This is a genomic window from Pseudoalteromonas rubra (assembly GCF_004212645.1).
Classification (GTDB): domain Bacteria; phylum Pseudomonadota; class Gammaproteobacteria; order Enterobacterales; family Alteromonadaceae; genus Pseudoalteromonas; species Pseudoalteromonas rubra_G.
This window is the reverse complement of record NZ_PPUZ01000018.1, coordinates 85,002-104,989: the sequence shown is the minus strand read 5'-3', so window position 1 is coordinate 104,989 and position 19,988 is coordinate 85,002. Positions and strand designations below refer to the sequence as shown.

15 protein-coding genes are annotated in these 19,988 nt (G+C 49.8%); 12 read left to right on the top strand and 3 right to left on the bottom strand.

Translation table 11 applies throughout. From position 1 onward, the window contains the following. Positions 1–31: 31 nt before the first annotated feature. The 6 genes from C3B51_RS07235 to C3B51_RS07210 all read left to right on the top strand — a co-directional run bounded on the left by C3B51_RS07235 (position 32) and on the right by C3B51_RS07210 (position 8,958). Positions 32–1,540, top strand: a complete 1,509-nt coding sequence (locus tag C3B51_RS07235; protein ID WP_130244619.1) for a tryptophan halogenase family protein — start codon at positions 32–34, stop codon at positions 1,538–1,540. 160 nt (positions 1,541–1,700) lie between these two features. Then, positions 1,701–3,557, top strand: a complete 1,857-nt coding sequence (locus tag C3B51_RS07230; protein WP_130244640.1) for an alpha-amylase family protein — start codon at positions 1,701–1,703, stop codon at positions 3,555–3,557. A gap of 1 nt (position 3,558) precedes the next feature. After that, complete coding sequence (locus tag C3B51_RS07225) at positions 3,559–5,049, top strand: MFS transporter (protein WP_206076609.1); 1,491 nt, start codon at positions 3,559–3,561, stop codon at positions 5,047–5,049. A gap of 19 nt (positions 5,050–5,068) precedes the next feature. Beyond that, complete coding sequence (locus tag C3B51_RS07220; protein WP_130244617.1) at positions 5,069–7,462, top strand: glycoside hydrolase family 15 protein; 2,394 nt, start codon at positions 5,069–5,071, stop codon at positions 7,460–7,462. 185 nt (positions 7,463–7,647) lie between these two features. Further along, positions 7,648–8,436, top strand: coding sequence for a tetratricopeptide repeat protein (locus C3B51_RS07215; protein WP_130244616.1), 789 nt, complete (start codon positions 7,648–7,650; stop codon positions 8,434–8,436). Positions 8,437–8,571: 135 nt separating this feature from the next. Then, a complete protein-coding gene (locus C3B51_RS07210) occupies positions 8,572–8,958 on the top strand; it encodes a DUF805 domain-containing protein (protein WP_130244615.1) in 387 nt (128 codons plus the stop codon). A 21-nt stretch (positions 8,959–8,979) separates the two neighbouring features. Here C3B51_RS07210 and C3B51_RS07205 read toward each other — a convergent pair whose 3' ends face one another. Then, on the bottom strand, positions 8,980–9,354 hold the full coding sequence (locus C3B51_RS07205) for a nuclear transport factor 2 family protein (RefSeq protein ID WP_125717441.1): 375 nt from the start codon (positions 9,352–9,354) through the stop codon (positions 8,980–8,982). A gap of 126 nt (positions 9,355–9,480) precedes the next feature. On the opposite strand from C3B51_RS07205, the gene C3B51_RS07200 reads away from it, so the two are divergent. Both C3B51_RS07200 and C3B51_RS07195 read left to right on the top strand, forming a co-directional pair. After that, a complete protein-coding gene (locus C3B51_RS07200) occupies positions 9,481–10,350 on the top strand; it encodes a LysR family transcriptional regulator (protein ID WP_206076608.1) in 870 nt (289 codons plus the stop codon). A 6-nt stretch (positions 10,351–10,356) separates the two neighbouring features. Further along, positions 10,357–11,400, top strand: a complete 1,044-nt coding sequence (locus C3B51_RS07195; protein ID WP_125717443.1) for a LacI family DNA-binding transcriptional regulator — start codon at positions 10,357–10,359, stop codon at positions 11,398–11,400. Between the two features lie 6 nt (positions 11,401–11,406). Here C3B51_RS07195 and gtfA read toward each other — a convergent pair whose 3' ends face one another. Beyond that, complete coding sequence (gene gtfA, locus C3B51_RS07190; RefSeq protein ID WP_130244613.1) at positions 11,407–12,894, bottom strand: sucrose phosphorylase; 1,488 nt, start codon at positions 12,892–12,894, stop codon at positions 11,407–11,409. A 161-nt stretch (positions 12,895–13,055) separates the two neighbouring features. Here gtfA and C3B51_RS07185 point away from each other — a divergent pair, with 161 nt between their 5' ends. Both C3B51_RS07185 and C3B51_RS07180 read left to right on the top strand, forming a co-directional pair. Continuing rightward, a complete protein-coding gene (locus C3B51_RS07185) occupies positions 13,056–14,255 on the top strand; it encodes an MFS transporter (protein WP_130244612.1) in 1,200 nt (399 codons plus the stop codon). Between the two features lie 169 nt (positions 14,256–14,424). Beyond that, positions 14,425–16,827 carry a TonB-dependent siderophore receptor gene (locus C3B51_RS07180; protein WP_130244611.1) on the top strand — a complete coding sequence of 801 codons (2,403 nt, stop codon included), beginning with the start codon at positions 14,425–14,427 and terminating at the stop codon, positions 16,825–16,827. A gap of 91 nt (positions 16,828–16,918) precedes the next feature. Here the strand turns inward: C3B51_RS07180 and C3B51_RS07175 are convergent, their stop codons facing one another. Further along, entirely contained in the window at positions 16,919–17,653 is a 735-nt protein-coding gene (locus tag C3B51_RS07175) for a substrate-binding periplasmic protein (RefSeq protein WP_165389121.1), read from the bottom strand. Between the two features lie 370 nt (positions 17,654–18,023). Here C3B51_RS07175 and C3B51_RS07170 point away from each other — a divergent pair, with 370 nt between their 5' ends. Together C3B51_RS07170 and C3B51_RS07165 are read left to right on the top strand one after the other, a co-directional pair. Further along, positions 18,024–18,908, top strand: a complete 885-nt coding sequence (locus tag C3B51_RS07170) for an NAD-dependent epimerase/dehydratase family protein (RefSeq protein ID WP_130244609.1) — start codon at positions 18,024–18,026, stop codon at positions 18,906–18,908. Between the two features lie 94 nt (positions 18,909–19,002). Next, the gene (locus tag C3B51_RS07165; protein ID WP_130244608.1) at positions 19,003–19,986 is read left to right on the top strand and encodes a hypothetical protein; all 984 of its coding nucleotides are present in this window, start codon (positions 19,003–19,005) and stop codon (positions 19,984–19,986) included. The last annotated feature ends 2 nt before the right edge of the window (positions 19,987–19,988 follow it).

Sequence of the window (19,988 nt, the reverse complement as noted above, 5' to 3'; positions counted from 1 at the left end):
ACTGGTGGCTTTGTTTTATGAGGTGAAAATGATGAAAAAAAAGAGAATCGTGATTTTAGGCGGTGGTACCGCCGGGTGGATGGCCGCTAACTTGATGGCAAAAAGTTGGCAGGACCAGCCGATAGAAATTGCCCTGGTTGAATCACCGGATATTGGCATCATAGGTGTAGGCGAGGGCTCTACTCCCCAGTTTAAGGGCTTTATGGACTTCATGGGGATCAGTGAAGCGCAGTGGATGCCAGCGTGTAACGCAACCTATAAAAATGGCATTCGCTTTATTGACTGGTCAACGCGCCCCGGCTTTAGCAGCTACTTTCATCCTTTTCCCTCACAGCCCGACGATTATTCAGCACCTGCCTTTTTTCACAACAGCTTTGTACGAAGAAAAGCGATTGATGTCGCGGGCCACCCGGACCCATTTTTCCTTACCACCTATCTGGCAGAGCAGGCTAAAGCGCCGATCGCTGCGCATCATTTCCCGTTTGAAATTAACTATGGCTATCATTTCGATGCCGGTAAGCTTGGGCTCTTCTTAGCTCAAACAGCCCGCGATTTAGGTGTAGAGCATATTCAGGCCAATGTCAGCGATGTGCGCAAACATCCCGATGGAGATATAGCGGCTCTGATCTGTGAAGCCGGTATGGAAGTCACCGGAGATGTCTTTATTGATTGCTCCGGCTTTCGCAGTTTATTGATGCAGCAGCATTTAAAAGTGGGCTTCGACTCCTTTGCTAATAACTTGTTTAACGACGCCGCTGTGGTGTTGCCAACCGAGCAGGGCGAGGTGATTTCGTCAGAAACCCAATCTATTGCCAGAAAATTTGGCTGGAGCTGGCATATCCCGCTGACCAACCGCATTGGTAACGGCTATGTTTACAGCCGACGCTATTGCGATGCAGATAAAGCTGAAACCGAATTACGCACCGCGCTGGGGTTACTTGACAGTGAGGTTGAAGCGCGTCATTTAACCATGAAGGTGGGGCAGGTCAAAAAACACTGGCATAAGAATTGTCTTGCCATTGGACTGTCGCAAGGGTTTATTGAGCCGCTGGAAGCAACGGCGCTGCATATTGTTCAGGAAACAGTTCAAAGTTTTATTGAATGCTATCAGGAGGGCGAGTTCACCGATAAGCTCAAAGCCAGACACAACCAGTCACTCGATGCACGCTATCAGGCCATTCGCGACTACATTGTGGCGCATTATCGTGTAAACAGCAGAACCGATACCCAATACTGGCGCGATAACGCAAACAACAACCAGCTCTCACGTTCTTTATATGACGTATTGCAAACCTGGGTGTCGGGCAAAAACTTATCGGATGAATTACATCGCCAGGATATCGACAAATATTACCCTTCTGTGAGCTGGCACTGTTTACTTGCCGGTTACGGCATTTATCCGGAGCAGTCTCAATTGATCGCAGGCAATGAGGAGGCGAACAAGTACGACTTATCACAGGTACAGGATTACATTGCCCGGTGTGGATTAAATTTTGAAGATCACCGTGCGCAGCTTGAGCGATTGGCCAGGATGCGATAAATCGACATTCTTTGTCCCTGAGCAGAGTTTACATCTGGGCACTAAGAATGTTGAACATGACGCGTGGATGAATAGCCGCTCTGAATACGTATGCAAGCGGTTCACCCGTGAATACCAAGTCAGTAGACTCATTGAAAATACTAAAAATGACAATATTATGATGACAATAAAACCGCTGGTGATTGCCCTTGGGCTGATCACCGGCTCTGTGGTACTGAGCGCCTGCAACAGTACCAACGACAACAAGACACCGATCACCGACACTCATAGTCTGGCAGCGCAGCACGGCGACGCAAAGCCCGTTGTTTATCAGGTTTTTACCCGCCTGTTCGGTAACACCAATAGCAACAATATTCCCTGGGGCACAAAAGAACAAAATGGCGTAGGCAAGTTTGCTGATTTCACTCCCAAAGCCCTGTCCGAAATCAAAGCCATGGGCGTGAGCCACGTCTGGTATACCGGGGTTTTACATCATGCCTTAGTGGGGGATTACACCGAGTACGGGATAGCCCTGGATGACCCGGATGTGGTCAAAGGACGTGCGGGTTCACCCTATGCCGTAAAAGACTATTACAACGTCAATCCGGACCTGGCAGTGAACCCGGCCAACAGATTGGCTGAATTTGAAGCCCTGATCGCCCGCACCCATGAAGCAGGAATGAAAGTGGTGATTGATATTGTGCCCAACCACGTTGCGCGAAATTATCAATCGCTCAGCGCACCACAAGGTGTCAGCGACTTCGGTGCGAACGACGATACCTCAGTGACCTATGCCCGTGATAATAACTTTTACTATGTGACCGGCGAAGATTTTAGCGTGCCAGTCTCGCAAGACTATCAGGTACTTGGCGGCGAGCCACACCCGCTTGCCGATGGTCAGTTCACTGAAAGCCCGGCCAAATGGACCGGTAACGGCGCACGCGCGGCGCAGCCCCATATTCATGACTGGTATGAAACCGTTAAGGTCAACTATGGTGTTAAGCCCGATGGCAGCTACGATTTTGCCACCTTACCGGCGCAGTACGCCCAGCTTGATTACCGTGCCCACTATGCATTCTGGCAGGATAAAAAACTGCCCGACAGCTGGTATAAGTTCCGCGATATCACCTATTACTGGCTGGACAAGGGCGTAGATGGCTTCCGTTATGATATGGCCGAGATGGTACCGGTTGAGTTCTGGAGCTTTCTCAACGCGTCTATCAAGATGAAAAACCCCGACGCCTTCTTGCTTGCCGAGGTGTATAACCCAACGCTTTACCGTGCATACATAGAGCTGGGCAAGATGGACTACTTGTACGACAAAGTGGGTTTATACGACTCACTCAAGGCCCTGATGCAGGGCACAGGCACGGCGCAGCAAGTGCTGGATGTGCATGCCAGTGTTAAGGATATTGCACCGCACATGCTGCACTTCTTAGAGAACCACGATGAGCAACGTATCGCCAGTCCCGAGTTTGCAGGCGACGCCAATAAAGGCAAATCCGCTATGGTGGTGAGTCATTTGATCAGTCAGTCACCAACCTTGTTGTATTTTGCGCAGAGCGTGGGTGAAGACGGCTCAGAAATGGCCGGATTCGGCAAACCCAGCCGCACCAGTATCTTCGATTACATTGGTGTACCAGCCCATCAGGCCTGGATGAACCAGGGCAAGTTTGATGGTGCCTTGCTGAGTGAAGAGCAAAAGGCGTTGCGTGCTTATTATCAAAAACTGATGAACATGGCCTCATTCAGTGCGATAGCACAGGGCGAGTTAGTCTCAACACCAGTCACAACGCGCAGCGGTCAAAGCGCAACCAAAGTCATTGGGTTTGCCCGTCAGAGCGAGTCACAACGTCTGGTTGTGATCAGCAACTTTGATGCAGACGCTCCTCAAACTGTCTCTGTCACTTTGCCAGCTGGTTGGCAGGGTAAAGCAATTGACAGACTGGAACAACATGGGCAGGTTGCGCTTAACAATAATCAGCTGACAGTCACCCTGGCACCACTTGCCAGCGCGGTCTTTGAACTAGAGAATTAATATGCAAAAACAAAAACCACAACTCAGTTTCTGGCAGATCTGGAACATGTGCTTTGGCTTTCTGGGGATCCAGTTTGGCTTTGCACTGCAAAACGGTAACGTCAGCCGGATCTTTCAGACGCTGGGCGCCAAAGTCGATGATATACCCATTCTCTGGGTTGCCGCCCCATTAACGGGTCTGATTGTGCAGCCAATCATTGGTTACTGGAGTGACCGCACCTGGGGCAAGCTGGGGCGCAGACGACCTTTCTTTTTGTATGGTGCCATTCTGACCACCTTGTCGTTATTCTTTATGCCCAACTCTCCGACCCTCTGGATAGCCGCGGGTATGCTGTGGATCATGGATGCGTCAATCAACGTTACCATGGAGCCATTTCGCGCACTGGTGGGTGACAATCTCAACGAAAAGCAGCGCGCCAATGGCTATGCGATGCAAAGCTTCTTCATAGGCGTAGGTGCCGTAGTGGCATCGGCCTTGCCCTGGATGATGACTAACTGGTTTGGGATCAGCAATACCGCTGAGGCGGGTCAAATCCCAGAGTCTGTTAAGTATGCTTTCTATTTCGGTGGTGTGGTGCTGTTTTTGGCGGTGGGCTGGACCATCCTAAAAACCAAAGAGTATACGCCACAGCAGCTGGCGGAGTTCGCCGGTGAAGCGGTTGAAACGCAAACCAGTCAGAGCTATCAGGTGATCAACTATGCGCGCGCAGCACTGATTTCTGGCGTGATTGGTGGGGGGATCCTGGCTGCGGTGATTGGGCTGCAACTGGAAAAAGAGCTGTATCTGCTGAGCGGGTTGTTCTTATCCTTTACGCTGGTCCTGTTAATTGCTGGCTACCTGCAGCAGCGCGGCAGCACCTCAGGTGGTTTTTATAACGTTATCTACGATGTCTTTACTATGCCCGGCACTATGCGCCAGCTTGCCGTGGTGCAATTCTTTAGCTGGTTTGCCCTGTTTGCTATGTGGATCTATACCACCTCGGCAGTCACCAGTTTTCACTATGGCACCAACGACGTAACCAGCAAAGCCTATAACGATGGGGCCGACTGGGTGGGCGTACTGTTTGCCGCCTACAACGGTTTTGCCGCACTGGCTGCTGTGTGTATCCCTGTGATGGTGAATCGTCTGGGCATGCGTGGCGCACACTGCATTAATTTATTACTGGGCGCAGGCGCATTATTGAGCTTTAAAATGATAGCCGATCCTAGCCTGCTTTGGCTGCCGATGATTGGCATTGGCTTTGCGTGGGCGTCTATTTTGTCGCTGCCTTACGCCATGCTGAGTAATTCATTGCCAGCTCACAAAATGGGCGTCTTTATGGGGATCTTTAACTTCTTCATCGTGATCCCGCAGCTGATGGCCGCCAGTGTACTTGGCCTGGTCCTGAGAAACCTATTTGATAATCAACCGATTTTTGCATTAGTGGTTGGTGGTGTGTCGTTCCTGCTCGCAGCGGTTGCTGTGATGCGGGTGAAAATCGAACAAGAATAACACCACCCAAGGAGACTTTATGAAAAAACTATCTAGTTTAACCCTGGCTTTGATTACGGCCGGACTCGTCGGTTGCGGCAGTGCCAACAATGCGGCTCAATCGCAACAAGCCGCGCCAGGCGCACCGGGTGACAAGCCATTCTGGGCGTACTCAGGTAAAACCGGCATTGGTACTTCCTACGAAGCTTACAAGCAGGGCCAGTATTCTGATCAGGCAAGCACAAAAGCCGTATCAAAAGTGTGGTTTTCGATTGCCAAGGGCATGATCACGGAAACTATGTTTGGTCTTATTCACCAGGCGCAGATCAAAGACATGCAGTTTATTGTTACCGGCCCGGATTTTACGGTAACGGAGCAAGACGCGCTGGACGTCAGCATTGATTACCTCGATAAAGACGCACAAGGTCGTCCGCTGTCGTTAGCATACAAAGTGACAAGCAAAGACAAGCAAGGACGTTTTACGCTTGAGAAACACATATTCACCGATCCCGACGGGCAAACGCTGTTCGTCCGGGCGAAGGTACACACAGAGCTTGCTGGCGTGAAGCTGTTCGTAAACGTAAACCCGTATGTGAATAACAACGGTCTGAACGATTTTGCGAAAGTCACTGAGCAGGGCCTGGTTGCCTGGGAAGGAGACAATTACCTGACACTGCAAAGCAGTACGGGCTTTAAGCAAGCAAGCGTGGGCTTTACCGGTCAGAGCGATGGTCTAGCAGAGCTTAAGGCAAGCCAGTCAATGGCACAGCGTTACACCAGCACCGGTGCACAAAGCGGTAATGTTAATTGGCTGGCGGAGCTGGGTGACGTGGGCAAGCAGGCAACATTCGACCTGGCACTGAGCTTTGGCACATCGCAAAGCGCGAGTTTCCAGGAAGGTGCTCAGTCACTTAAGCGTGGCTATCAACAGGTGCTGGCCCACTACAATGGTGAGGGAGAAGCCATTGGCTGGCGCGACTATCTGAACAATCTTGAGCCTATGCAAAAGCTCAGTGGCTACACGGCTGATCAGGGTAAACTACTTTACACCAGTGCTTTGGTGTTAAAGGCGCAGGAAGATAAAACCCACGCAGGCGCCTTGATTGCCTCTTTGTCTAACCCCTGGGGTGACACCGTGGCGGCAGAGCAAGGCCACACCGGTTATAAAGCGGTCTGGGTGCGCGATTTCTATCAGGTTGCGATGGCATTTTTGGCCATGGGTGATCCGCAAACCGCACTGACCGCATTTGAATATCTGGAAAAAGTACAGGTCACAGACAAAACGCCAGGCAACCACGGCGACACCGGCTGGTTCTTACAAAAAACCCATGTTGACGGTGAGCTTGAGTGGGTAGGCGTGCAGTTGGACCAGACTGCTATGCCGATTATGCTGGCGTGGAAACTCTGGCAGGCCGGCGTACTGAGCGATGAGAAGCTTGCCTACTGGTACAAGCGTATGCTCCAGCCAGCAGCTGAGTTCTTAGTCGACGGCGGATTGGCAAAAATCCTCTGGAACGACACTCAGATCACACCTCCGGCAACACAACAGGAACGTTGGGAAGAGCAGGACGGCTATTCACCATCGACAACTGCTGCCATTATCGCGGGTCTGGTCGCTGCCAGTGACATTGCAAAACTGGCCGGAGATAAAGTCGGCAGTGAGCGCTACATGGCAACGGCCAAGCGTTACGACAGTGAAGTGGAATCGACCATGTTCACCACTGAGGGTAACCTGCCTTCTAAGCAAAGCGATGGCAAATATTTCTTCCGCATTGGCAAAGACGCCAGCCCGAATACCGATACTAAGCTGAGTGACAACAATGGCCGTGCTGGTATGGATAAGAAGCAGATCATTGATGGCGGGTTCCTGGAGCTTGTGCGCTATGGCGTAAGAGCGGCAGATGCCAGCAGCATTACCAATACCTTGCCAGAGTATGAAGATGAAAACCTGCCGGAGAACCTGCGAGTTAAATACAGCTTTAACTTTGCCGGTGACCCGAACAGTTATCCGGGCTACCGCCGCTATGGCAACGACGGCTATGGAGAAGATGAGGTACGCGGGACCAACTATGCTGAGCAGGGTCAGAACACGGCCGGTCAGCGTGGTCGGGTATGGCCTTTCTTTACCGGTGAGCGCGGTCATTACGAAATTGCAGCGGCCAGCCAGGCTAATGCATTGGATGACAAAGCGGTTAAGCGTATCAAATACACTTACATCAAAGGTATGGAGCACTTTGCTAACGAAGGCCTGATGCTGCCCGAGCAGGTGTGGGATGGCGTGGGTGTTAACCCATTTGGTTATACACTGGGCGAGGGCACCAACTCCGCAACACCACTGGCGTGGACACATGCTGAGTATGTGAAGTTGGTTCGTTCACTTGCCGATAAGCAAGTCTGGGATCATTACCCGATTGTTGAGCAGGCGCTTAAGTAATCGCGCTGACAGGCTGATAAAAAACGCGGTATACCTTGTCGGTTACCGCGTTTTTTATTGCCCGGATGTCTGCGCTTGTTGCCCTGTATTTGTTACTCGTCCCGTTAAAGTTTACAATGTGTCCTTTATTGCTGGCTTAAGCGCCCATCGTGCGGCCAGAAGAAGTATGTTAAATAAGGAATACGATGAGTCAGGTTTTTAAAGTGTTGGGGTCTGTTTTTGCTGCTGTATTGCTACTGAAAAGTGGCCACACCCAGGCCCGTGGTACCGTGGGTGATGTGTACATAAAACAAGATAAGCAGTGGCAAGCCCTTAAACTGGTCAGTATTGATAGTGATGTGCCGGCAGAGCCGACTTACCATGCAGTTATGTATACCCCGTCAGAAAGCAAACCGACGCTACAAGATGTTAAAAATCTCACAATTCAACTGCGCCATGCGCCTTTGTCTCAGGCTGTCCTGTCTGAGGGTTGGCGTCGGCTGGGTAATCAGGAAGTAACTGAGCTTGAGCGAGCAGGGTATGTGGACTATTTGAAACATAACGATTTTAATAAATACGCTGACGTTACAGGCCAAAAAGTGGATGAACTGATTGCGTCTGCCAACGCAAAATATCGTGAAGCCTATGCACTGAGTGAGCAAAAACAATTTTCTCAGGCACTAGATCTTTACCATGAAGCTTTAGACATCTTTCCAATGTTCATAGAAGCTGTCGACAACATCGCATTTATTTTGATGGATCATGGTCAATTTCAGGATGCCATCAATGCATTTGACCATTCTCTGGCGATATCACCTGGCGCCACAGCTTTGTATTACAAAGCCCAGTGTTATACAGAAATGCGGGAATATCAGATTGCAATGGATTTATTTCAGCAAGGCATAACGCAGTTTCCCGAGAAAAAAGCGGCGTTCGAGGAAATGGTGAATAAGTTAAACCAGGTACTTGAAAGCAATCGCGGAGCGGCTCAATAAAGACAGGCGTGTCTTGTATAGCACGCGAGGCTGACTTTGTATTGCAAAGGTTTTTGTCTATCCTGTTAAACAGCACGCCCTAACGGTGCTGAGGCTCTGCCATTGTGGCATAGCAAATTAACAAGGAGAAAAGCTGTGTTCGACATTTATTTATCTGCGTTAAAAAAGTATGCGGTGTTTAACGGCCGAGCAAGACGCAAAGAGTATTGGCTGTTTATGTTTTGTAATATCATAGTTACAATTGTGCTGGGTTTGGTCGATATGACGCTGGGGCTTTACTCCGAAGAGTCCGGCTTTGGGCTGCTCAGTGGCCTATATGCGCTGGCCGTGATCATCCCCAGTATTGCGCTGAGCATTCGCCGCTTGCACGATACCGGGCGCAGTGGTTGGTGGATACTGATCTCTTTGGTCCCTGTGATAGGGCCACTGGTGCTGTTGGTGTTTTACGTGATGGACAGTACGCCGGGTGACAACGACTATGGCCCTAATCCGAAAGAGCATTCGTCCAGCACTCTCACCTAGCTTTATATCAAGTGGGTGAGTTTATCGCTCACCCAGGATCTCAAAATCATCACTGTACAGACGGGCCTTGCCGTCTTGTTCAACCACCCAATGCTCACCATGGATTTTGCCAAACGCTTTGTTCATCGTCCAGTTGGCACTCAGCAGGTAGCCAACTTCAGGGTGTTTTTCCCAGACCACATCGGTATAAGCAACATCACAGAAACCCTGATCTATGATGCCCTGCCAGAATGCCTCAATGTTTTCCCTCCCGTCAAACGTACCAATGGGCCGCGCATGCATAGTACAGGTTGTGGCATATTGTGCGGCGCAGCCACGTGCATCTTGATTGTTAAATGCGTTCTGCCACGCGGCAATGCCCGCCTTACATAAGTCCAGCTCTTGTTGTTGTGTCATGTAATTACTCCACTTGTTGTGTTTTCAGTAAGGCAAGCTTAATGGTATTAACTGGTGTGAAAAACAGAGATAATAAAAAACACTGTTTAGTTAAAGCTTACAATAATAATGCACCAACTTGGAAAAATGTCACTGTTTGCCCATGTCGTTGACGCGGGTTCTATCTCTGCGGCAGCAGACAGGCTGGGTGTGTCAAAGTCTGTGGTCAGTCAGCATTTAAAAACGCTTGAGCAAGAACTCGGTGTGGTTCTGGTTAAACGAACAACCCGTCGACAGTCTCTGACTGAGCCAGGAAAGCGCTTTTATGAGGCGTGTAAAGCACTCAACCAGATTGCAGCTGATGCCTGGGATGATGCGCAAGCACAGCAGGGGGAGCCAGAGGGCCAGGTTCATATTACCGCGCCGCATGCGCTGATTGATACTTTACTTGCACCAGTCATTTCAGAGCTAATGCAATGCTACCCTAAGGTGGTTATAAAACTGACCTGTGATGACAAGCACCTGGATTTGATGGCCCATAATATCGATATCGCTATTCGCATTGGTGCGTCGAAAGACAGCACACTCAGGCAGCAGCGGCTGGGCACGTTTTGCGATGTATTATGCGGACATTCACGTTTTTCACACGAGGAACTGACACAGGCCCCTTACATTGCAAATGCCTGGGAAAGGGCACAGGTAACGCATCAGTTAATGACCCAAAGCGGTGAAAAAATGCAACTAACTCCTCAGGTTAGTTGCATCACAAATGCATTTCATAGTACCGTTTCTCTCATTCGGGCTGGGGCTGGAATAGGCTTAGTGCCGGATTTCTATTTGAATAATGATTTGACGGATGTGATCAGGCTTATGCCACACGCCAGTTTACCCGAAAATTCAGTGTATTTACTTACTCCCTTTTCCAAACATACCCCAATGGCAGTCCAGGTATGCATGGATGCGCTGAGTACAGGTATACGAGAGAGATTGCCTAAGCCTATTAATCAGATTGTATAGCGAACCATGACAGAAAAAAAATGGACTCTTAAAAGCATTGCAGCCCACCTTGGCGTGTCGAATGCAACGGTATCCAATGCCTTTAATCGACCCGATCAGCTTTCCAGCAAAAAGCGTGAGGAGATCCTGGCGGCCTGCAAGGCGTTGGGTTACTTTGGTCCAAATAAAGCGGCGCGCTCGTTAAGAAAGGGTACGTTTAACATAGTTGCCCTGGTTTTACCCGATAGCGTTGAATATATGGTGTCTGATCCCGTGGCCAGCAGCTTTATGCGCGGCGTTGCCAAAGTGCTTGAACCGCAGGGGATCAATTTATTGTTGTTTTCAGGCAATACCGACAGCGTTAACAACATAGTGGATTTTGTCGATGGCTTTATTTGTTATGGTCGTCCGCGTAACCCCAAGTTAATTGAACAGCTGGCAACGGTAACCAAGCAAGTGGTGACCGTCGACTTTGAGCTGCAAGATCAGGCCAGTGTTAATATCGACAATCAAGGTGCAGCCCGGGAAGTGGCCAAAGCAGCTTTAATGCAGTTTACTAAACCGTCTGAGCAGGCCGATGCGGCAATCCTGGGGCTGAGGCTGCTCGATACTGATCTTATCTGCCGGGTTTATGATCATCACTTGCCTAAGCTCAGTACCTCTATCGCACACCAACGCCTGGCGGGTTACAGGCAGGCGCTCGAAGCATGCCAGGTGACACTCCCTGAAGACCGGATCTGGAACATTCCAGAAAGCAGCGAGCGCTTTGCGCGGATCGCCGCTAAGGAAGCGCTAGCCATTCGGCCAAGGCCTAATGTGTTGCTTTGTATGAGTGATTTAATTGCGCTGGCCGCCGCGCGTGAAGCGCTTGCTCAGGGGATCCAGATCCCAGAGGAGCTCAAGATCGTAGGCTTTGATGGCATAGATGAAGCAGAGCTGTTTCAACCTGCCATTACCACCATACATCAAAACAGCGAAAATAAGGGCGAACAGGCGGCAAGTTTGTTTATTCGTAAAGAGAAGCAGCAAATACGCCTGCCTTTTGAACTGAGAGTAGGGCAGTCAATCTGACTGCCATCACTTTAGTTTTTCCAGGTTGTGAAGTAAATCACTCAGGCTGAGATATTTGATGCGCCCTGGCTCCTGCAGTGTGATGTGCGCTTCGCGTGTCGTCAGATTAACTTGCAGTTGAGCACGAGCGTCCTGATTGCGCCACTGCAAAGAGAACGCCTCTTCAGACCCAGTTATGACAAACTCTCCATCGAATGCACTGCTGTGATTCCTGAGTTCAATCAGTTTACACAGGCACTTTACTACGGGTTTGGATAATGCGTCTTCAACTTGTTGTTCATTAAGGTAACTGCGATTGATATCCCGGCCTACGTTGGTATTTTCAAGCAGCGCCATATCATTGTGCAGAGCCAGCAGGCCACCGTAATAAACTTGCGGGACGCCGGGCGAAAAGAACTGAATTGCGCGTGCTATCAGGTAATCGAGATCACTTCGACCCAGTGCATCATAGTAGGTGCAATTGACCTGGTACAAATCAACGTTGCTGGCAGCGGCACCGGTCGCCTGTTTGCTCTCGCCCCGGCTGTTGGCGTGAATGGTTTCTACCAGAGTATCGATTTGCTGTGCATTGAGCAGACCGGGCTTATCACCGTCCGGACCCGCATCGACAATGCCGATACCGTCATGGGTATCGAGTACCGTCAGACAATTACGCGGCGATTGCTGCAACCAGCAAAGCAGGGGATCGGCATTATTGCTAAACAGAGCGTGTAAGATTAACGGTGGCAATGCAAAGTCGTATACGCGGTCTACTTTCGATGCTACGTCAATTTGAGTCTGATAATGGCTGTGGATCTCGGCGATGGTTTCCATACCGAGCGCATTGGCCTGACGCGACAACTGATTAATAAAGTCGAATGATTCAGGGGTCATAAAACAGCTTGTTCCGGCGCGTTTTATGGCATAGCCAGCCGCATCCAGGCGAATAATCTTGACATTGTTTTGCGCAAACAAGGTAAGAATTTTGTCCAGATACGCTTTGCCCTGGGGCGTTTCAACATTGATATCAACCTGGTTATCAGTAAACGTTGTCCAGAAGTTGACCGTTTCACCATTTTGCAGCTTTTTAGGCGTAAAACAGCTGGTTGGCCTGGGCCTGAATATCGCTTGTGCTTGTTCGTCACTGATCCCACCTGGAAAAATATCCTGCTCCTTTAAAAACAAAGGCCAGTAGGGCGACTGTTCGCCGTGTTTGAGCACATCCTGAAACTCTGGTGACTGAGCCGAAGCGTGATTGACGATTAAATCGGCCATTACCTCAAAGCGCTCTCCAAGAGTTTTAACACTTGCCCAGTTGCCCAGTCGTTTATCAACCTCACTGTGATCTATCGGATCGAACCCGGCATCACTACCGTCAATCGGATAGTAAAACGGCAGGATATGGACACCGCCAAACAATCCCGCTAACGGACCGTCCAACAGCTGAGTGAGTTCCGTCAGGCCTGCACCGCTTAAGCGATCGGCGTAGGTTATCAGTTGCACTTGGTTTTTCATGGTTCAGTTCAATTCTCATTGTTGAAACTTAATCGATTAAGTTATATCTTTAATCAGCACGACAAGATATTCAAGCACTATTTACAGGAAAATTGGCACAAGGGTGCGATTGAGTTTTAAACTTAACCGGGCTTTGCCGCAATACCTAAGAGGTAATAACTATGACAAGCAGCAACTTAGGCGCATTGCGCTGGCTGACATATATGATGTTTTTTATGTTTGCCATGACATCGGACGCCGTGGGCGTGATCATTCCCGAGCTGATCCGGGATTATCAGTTAACCATGACGCAGGCGAGCGCGTTTCATTACGCGCCAATGATTTGGATTGCCGCCAGTGGTCTGTTGCTGGGCTTTTTGGCGGATAAAATAGGCCACAAGCCGACCATCATCCTTGGTTTTGTGCTCTTTGCCGGTGCCTGCTTTGGCTTTGCGATGGGTGAAACCTTTATCACTTTTGTGTGCTTACTGAGTGTGATTGGCCTGGCGATCGGCCTGTTTAAAACCGCAGCACTGGCTTTGTTAGGCGATTTGACGCCAACCAGTCAGGCGCACACCCGGACCATGAACATGGTCGAAGGCTTCTTTGCAGTCGGTGCCATCGTGGGTCCGGCCGCGGTGAGCTACATGTTGGCGTCGGGTGTCAGCTGGGTTTACCTCTATATTCTGGCAGGGGGCTTATGCAGCGTTTTGTGTTTAATCACGTTCGCTGTGAAGTTTCCTGAGCGGCCCGCTAAGCAGGTTAACCACAGCAGTGGATTCAGGCAGACCCTGCTGATGCTGACGGACAAGCATGCACTGGGTTTTTCGGCCGCCATTGCGCTGTATGTCGCAACAGAAGTGGCCATTTATGTCTGGATGCCGACTTTACTCAAAACCTACGAGGGGAGTTGGGGCCTGCTGGCCACCTATGCGCTGACGATCTTTTTTATATTGCGGGCAGTGGGGCGCTTTATGGCTGTCTGGCTGCTTAACCTGTTCAGCTGGCAGAGCGTGATGTTTGCGCTGAGCTCGGCCATTTTTCTTTGCTACCTGCTGACCTTTGTGTTTGGTGTTAATGCAGCGGTCATTGCGCTGCCACTCAGTGGGCTCTTTATGTCGATGATATACCCCACACTTAATTCGAAGGGGATCTCATGCTTCGATAAGCATCAGCATGGCTCGGTCGCTGGCGTGATTTTGTTCTTTACCGCGCTGTCAGCAGCCCTGGCGCCTCTGCTGATGGGGATGGTCAGTGATTATTTTGGCCATATTCGCTACGGCTTTGCACTGGCGATGGGATTTGCGGCTTTGCTGATGCTAGCGATGGCGTACAACTACTGGAAAAACCCAGCCCAGCTCAGGCTGGCAAACGCACACTAGCTCAAATACTTTTAAAACTAAATCATAGCGTTATCTAACTAGAAACCCGTCGTGTGTAATTTTTTGATTGCAAAGCGACAAATATTTGCTAATTTACTTAATCGATTAAGTATCTAAATCCACTTAATGTGGTGCCAGCAATATATAATTGACAACAACGAGGCACATTATGACAACATACACTCCCGGTTGGTTTGCACTCAGTGCACTGACTCTGGCGCTTAGCCCCACAGTGTGGGCACAACAGAGCCAGGACCAAGCAAATGCACAGGCACAGGCTCAGAATGAGCTGGAAAAAATCATTGTGACAGGCGTGCCACAAAGGCGCACCGTGATGGCATCCAGTGTGTCTGTCAGTAGCATCTCTGCTCAGCAGATAAGCGTCGCAACACCCAGAACCACAGCCGAAGCTTTTCGCTTATTACCTGGGGTGAGATCAGAGTCAACCGGGGGTGAGGGCAATGCAAACATTGCCGTACGCGGACTACCGGTTGCGGCCGGTGGGGCCAAGTTCCTGCAACTGCAAGAAGATGGCTTGCCCATATTACAGTTTGGCGATATTGCATTCGGCAATGCTGATATTTTTATGCGCCTGGATAACACGGTGCAATCAATCGAGTCCATTCGTGGCGGCTCGGCTTCGACTGCCGCCAGTAACGCGCCGGGTGGGATCATCAACTTTATTTCTAAAACGGGTGAAAGCGAGTCGGGCAGCATTGCAACGACTCTGGGTCTTGATTATGACGAATTCAGAACCGACTTTGAATTTGGCTCCTATCTGTCCGACACCGTACGATTCCATATCGGCGGATTTGTGCGCCAGGGCGAAGGCCCGCGTGATACCGGTTATACCGGCAACAAGGGCGGGCAGGTTAAAGCCAATCTGACCAAAGAGTTTGAGTCGGGCTATGTCAGGGTCTACCTCAAGCACCTGGATGACCGCTCAACCGGCTACTTACCTATGCCCATGTATGCCAATGGTGACTCACTGCCGGGATTTGATGCCTTGTCAGATACGCCGCATTCGGTTTTGTTTACCCAAACACAGGGGCTGGGCGCCAACAACGAAGTGCGCCGCGGAGATATGCGTGATGGCATGCATCCTCAGGTAGACAGCGTTGGCGTTGAGGCCAGCTTTGAGCTGAGCAACGACTGGAAAATTGAAAACCGGTTTAGAGTAGCCAAGGTAAAAGGCACGTTTAATGCGCCTTTCCCGGCTGAAGTGGGCAGTGCCCAGTCTATCGCCGAGAGCATCGCCGGTGAGGGCGCGACATTAAAATATGCCAATGGTGCGAGCGCGGGCAGCCAATTCAGCGCCGAGAATCTGATGCGGATCCATACTTTTGATGTTGAGATGCAGGACTTTGGCTCGCTGGTCAACGACATTAAGCTGACCAAACAGCTGGGCGATACCGCTTTGACCTTTGGTTATTTTGCATCCGAGCAGGCCATAGAAATGTCCTGGTTGTGGAACTCTTATTTGCTGGAGTTAAAAGGGCAGAATGCAGCGCTTTTGGATGTCTTTGCAGCTGATGGCACGGCTTTTTCGGACAATGGCTTGTACGCTTACGGGACACCTGCCTGGGGCAATTGCTGTCAGCGTAATTACAATACGGACTATTCAACGCGTGCGCCTTATCTGGCGGTTTCCTCGCAGGTGGGCGATTTAACCGTTGATGCCAGTGTGCGTTACGACTCAGGTGAAGCCTCGGGCACCTATGCGGGGGCTGTGGTATCGCAGCGGGATGTGAATGCCGATGGCGAGATTTCAAAACCTGAAGAGCAGGTTGCGGGCATAGATTTGGCTAATCCGTCACTTGTTGATTACGATTGGCATTACACCAGCTACTCCCTCGGCGCTAATTATCAGTTGAGCCCAACGCGGGCGGTGTTTGGGCGTTTCAGTGAAGGGGCCAGAGCAAATGCGGACCGTCTGTTGTTTGGCAAAGTGAATGCAGACGGCAGTGTGGCAAAGGAAGACGCCATTGACGAAGTAACTCAGCTTGAATTTGGTTTGAAGCAACGGCTTGAAAACGGCAGTGTGTTTGCCACCGCTTTTTATGCGCAAACCGAAGAGCAAAATTTTGAAGCCACCAGCCAGCGCTTTTTTGACCGTGAATATGAAGCGCATGGCATTGAGCTTGAAGGGGTGTACTTTGTTGGCTCCTTTGATTTCAGAGGCAGCCTGACCTGGACGGACGCCGAGATCGCCAAAGATGCTCTGTCACCTGAGGTGGTGGGCAACACGCCAAGGCGCCAGGCAGACTTTATTTACTCTTTGATGGCGCGTTACAACATGGCACAAGGCGCAGTGGGTTTAAGCCTGCTTGGCTCAACCGATGCCTACGCACAGGACAATAACGAGCTGAAATTTGATGGCTACACCCAGGTTAATGCGTTTGCCAGCTATGATATGACCGATGACTTGTCTTTATCGCTCAACGTCAACAATCTGTTCAATGCGGTAGGGATCACAGAAGCAGAAGAAGGCATTATTCCGGACTCGGGTATTATTCGGGCACGTACCATCAACGGTCGTACCACGTCTATTACAGTCAAATATCAATTTTAATTGTTTTGTTTAGGCAGTCAGCCCTTGGGGCTTAGCGTTTGTATTGTAAAAGCAGCGTCGTTATGCTGCTTTTTATATGCCCTTGGGTCTTTTACTTATAATGAATTTCCTGAAGCCCGTATTTGTTGGCAATTTCAGCAAGGCGACCGTCCAATTGCAGTCTGAGCACACCCAAGTCTAATGCCAGTGTCAGCTGTTCACTATTTTGGAGGCGCGGGGAAAAGGCTATGTAGGCAGGCTCCGGCGGACTGACTGAGCCAACCGACTTTATTTTCTCACTGATCCCAAGTTGCTTAGCCTGATACCAGACAACAGGTCCGGCATCCACGTAAGCATCAATGCGTTTGCTGATTAACAAATTGAGGCTGCGAGAGACCACATTATCACCCGACAACAGCGTGATGTAGTTATTAGGCGAGCTGCGGTGCGACTTAATATAGGCATTGAGTAAATTCCCATAATCGTAGCCTTGTACTGCCCCGAGGCGAATTTTATTCAGTGAATGCTGATTTTTATAGGTCCAGGTGCTGTCCGAAAGGGTAAACAAGGTATTTGGGCTCAATTTTAGGATCGGGACTTTTGGAAAATAAAAGTCCGGTGCATCATCTTTAAAGGCGCCCACAATGGCGTGTACTTTTCCTTCGCGGGTCTGGTGTATGGCCCTGAGCCAGGGCATTTCTATGTAGCGAACCTCATAGCCAGAAATGGCCAGTGCCTCGGTGGCGACATCAATCATAAAGCCTTTGTTTTTGTCTGTTTCGCCACAATTCACCGGGCACCAGTTGTCGCCGGCGATTAGCACCAGTTTGTCGTCGCTTGACAGCACAGTTGTAGAACTCAGTAACAGAATAAAAACGAAAAAGTGTAGCATATTGGGGAAAATTGGTGGTGATACTGGGAGTCTAGTCAATAAACAGCCGTGGGGCAATGTATAGAACTGTGGCCGGGTTGAGGGCATGATTACGAGCTTGCTTGAAGCGATGATGTTTTTGGTGGAGGTATAGACGTGTATGCAAGAATATGGCTATTAGAAAAAACAGCCCGCTAATTACTTAAGGCTGAGCACGCCTTGTCTGTATGCAACCAATATAGATGCCTCTGCGAGAGGTGTTATATATTGATGTTGTCTGTTCAGGACAGTAAAGTGCTCGCTTTAAAGGAGCCTTGTGCTCCCGGTCGTTAATAAGGTTTACACAATGAAAGTGCTGGTAACGGGCTCTGCGGGCAGAGTTGGACGCGCCATCTACATCAAACTCATGCATGAGCACCAGGTGGTTGGGTTGGATAAAACACCTTGCTCAACAGCAGATTTTGTTGGTGATGTAAGAGATAGCAAGCTTTTAGGCCGCGCGCTTGACGGGGTAGAGGCGATAGTCCATACGGCAGCGTTACATGCACCGCATGTCGGGCTTGTTGATGACGATGCGTTTCAAAGCATCAATGTCGATGCAACGGAGCAACTGGCATTGGCTGGTGTAAAAGCAGGTATAAAGCACTTTGTTTTTACCAGCACGACTGCCTTGTACGGTCATGCCTCTACACCTTCAGGGCGAGCTGGCTGGATCACCGAGCAATGCGTGCCTCAGCCTAAATCGGTTTATCACCGAAGTAAAATATTGGCAGAACAAGTATTGCAAACTATCTCGACAGAACACGGATTGCCGGTAACGGTATTACAGATGTCCCGATGTTTTCCCGAGCCCGCTGATCTGATGGCTGTTTACAGGCTGACACGTGGTATCGACGCCCGGGATGTTGCCAATGCACACCAGTGTGCTATCAAAAAACGTCTGCCAGGCTTTACGCGCTTTATTATTTCTGGCGCAACGCCCTTTAGCCGGGACGACCGGGCACGCCTGTTTTTGCAAGCCAGCAAAGTGATAGCCAAAAAATGCCCGCAACTTGTGTCGGCATTCGAACAACGTGGCTGGAGCCTGCCTGATTCTCTGGATAGGGTCTATGACTCTTCAGCTGCGCAACAACAGCTGAACTGGCAGCCGGACTATGGGTATGAGCACGTTTTGCAGATGCTCGATACGCAAAGCGCAGAAGTATTACCCGTATTAAAACACAAGATATAGCCGTTGGCGTAGTCAGTATCTTTGTTGATAATTTTTGCTTAATCTTTGTTCAGCTCAGCCGATAACAAACCACATGGATGGGAGCGGAGGAGCTATGAAAATTGAAAATGCACAAGTTAACATGAGTAATAAGCATGAGGGCCAGACCCATGTTTATGAAAAGCGGACTGAAATTACACCGTCGTCGACGTCGCAAAGCGATAACCCGGCACTGTCTGACAATGGGGGTCAGGCGTTGCAAGGGGAGGTGGCTGAGGTAGATAGCAGCGCCAATGAGCTGGATATGCAAACCAGTGCCAGGATGTACATCCTGAAATTACTGGTAGAGAAACTCTCCGGCAGTGACGTTCAGTGGTACGACGCTGTGGTCGGTAAAGATATTTCACAAGAAGAAATGTCAGAGATAGTGTCGGCGGCAGAAGAAACACCACCCACCGAGGTGTTGGTTGAACGCCTGATGCACGAGAGCCAGTCCAACGTATTCAAAGCAGACGGACAGATCCGTCTGGAAAACGGTCAGCAGATCAGCTTTGCGTTTAAGTCTGTTTTTGAACAGTCTCACACCAGCTATGAGCGCATCATAGAAAACGTCAATATGAAAGATCCCCTGATCATCAGCTTTACCAATCGGGCTGTTGAGCTCGACACTGAGCGTATGGATTTTGACATTGATGCCGACGGCCAGAGCGATAATTTTGCTCAGCTCAAAAAGGGCTATGGCTATCTGGCACTGGATCTTAATCAAAACAACCAGATAGATGATGGCAAAGAGCTTTTTGGGGCGCTCAGTGGTAATGGGTTCGCGGATCTGGCTCAGTATGATGACGATGGTAACGGCTTTATTGATGAAAACGATGCTATCTTTGACAGCCTTAAAGTTTGGGTTAAAAACAAAGATCAGGACGAGCTCGTGTCACTCAGTGATGCCAACATAGGCGCTATTGCTTTGCAAAATGCAGACACGCCAATGAATATCAGAACAGACGGGCAGTTACAGGGCGCGATTCGAAAATCGGGGTTTTATCTCGATGAAAACGGAAAACCAGGTCTTGTCCAGCAGGTTGATTATGTGGTTTAAAG

Excerpts from the sequence above, each read along its gene's own strand:
- C3B51_RS07235 (WP_130244619.1), top strand. The coding sequence starts at position 32 with ATGAAAAAAAAGAGAATCGTGATTTTAGGCGGTGGTACCGCCGGGTGG.
- C3B51_RS07230 (WP_130244640.1), top strand. The coding sequence starts at position 1,701 with ATGACAATAAAACCGCTGGTGATTGCCCTTGGGCTGATCACCGGCTCT.
- C3B51_RS07225 (WP_206076609.1), top strand. The coding sequence starts at position 3,559 with ATGCAAAAACAAAAACCACAACTCAGTTTCTGGCAGATCTGGAACATG.
- C3B51_RS07220 (WP_130244617.1), top strand. The coding sequence starts at position 5,069 with ATGAAAAAACTATCTAGTTTAACCCTGGCTTTGATTACGGCCGGACTC.
- C3B51_RS07215 (WP_130244616.1), top strand. The coding sequence starts at position 7,648 with ATGAGTCAGGTTTTTAAAGTGTTGGGGTCTGTTTTTGCTGCTGTATTG.
- C3B51_RS07205 (WP_125717441.1), bottom strand. The coding sequence starts at position 9,354 with ATGACACAACAACAAGAGCTGGACTTATGTAAGGCGGGCATTGCCGCG.
- C3B51_RS07200 (WP_206076608.1), top strand. The coding sequence starts at position 9,481 with ATGTCACTGTTTGCCCATGTCGTTGACGCGGGTTCTATCTCTGCGGCA.
- C3B51_RS07195 (WP_125717443.1), top strand. The coding sequence starts at position 10,357 with ATGACAGAAAAAAAATGGACTCTTAAAAGCATTGCAGCCCACCTTGGC.
- gtfA (WP_130244613.1), bottom strand. The coding sequence starts at position 12,894 with ATGAAAAACCAAGTGCAACTGATAACCTACGCCGATCGCTTAAGCGGT.
- C3B51_RS07185 (WP_130244612.1), top strand. The coding sequence starts at position 13,056 with ATGACAAGCAGCAACTTAGGCGCATTGCGCTGGCTGACATATATGATG.
- C3B51_RS07180 (WP_130244611.1), top strand. The coding sequence starts at position 14,425 with ATGACAACATACACTCCCGGTTGGTTTGCACTCAGTGCACTGACTCTG.
- C3B51_RS07170 (WP_130244609.1), top strand. The coding sequence starts at position 18,024 with ATGAAAGTGCTGGTAACGGGCTCTGCGGGCAGAGTTGGACGCGCCATC.
- C3B51_RS07165 (WP_130244608.1), top strand. The coding sequence starts at position 19,003 with ATGAAAATTGAAAATGCACAAGTTAACATGAGTAATAAGCATGAGGGC.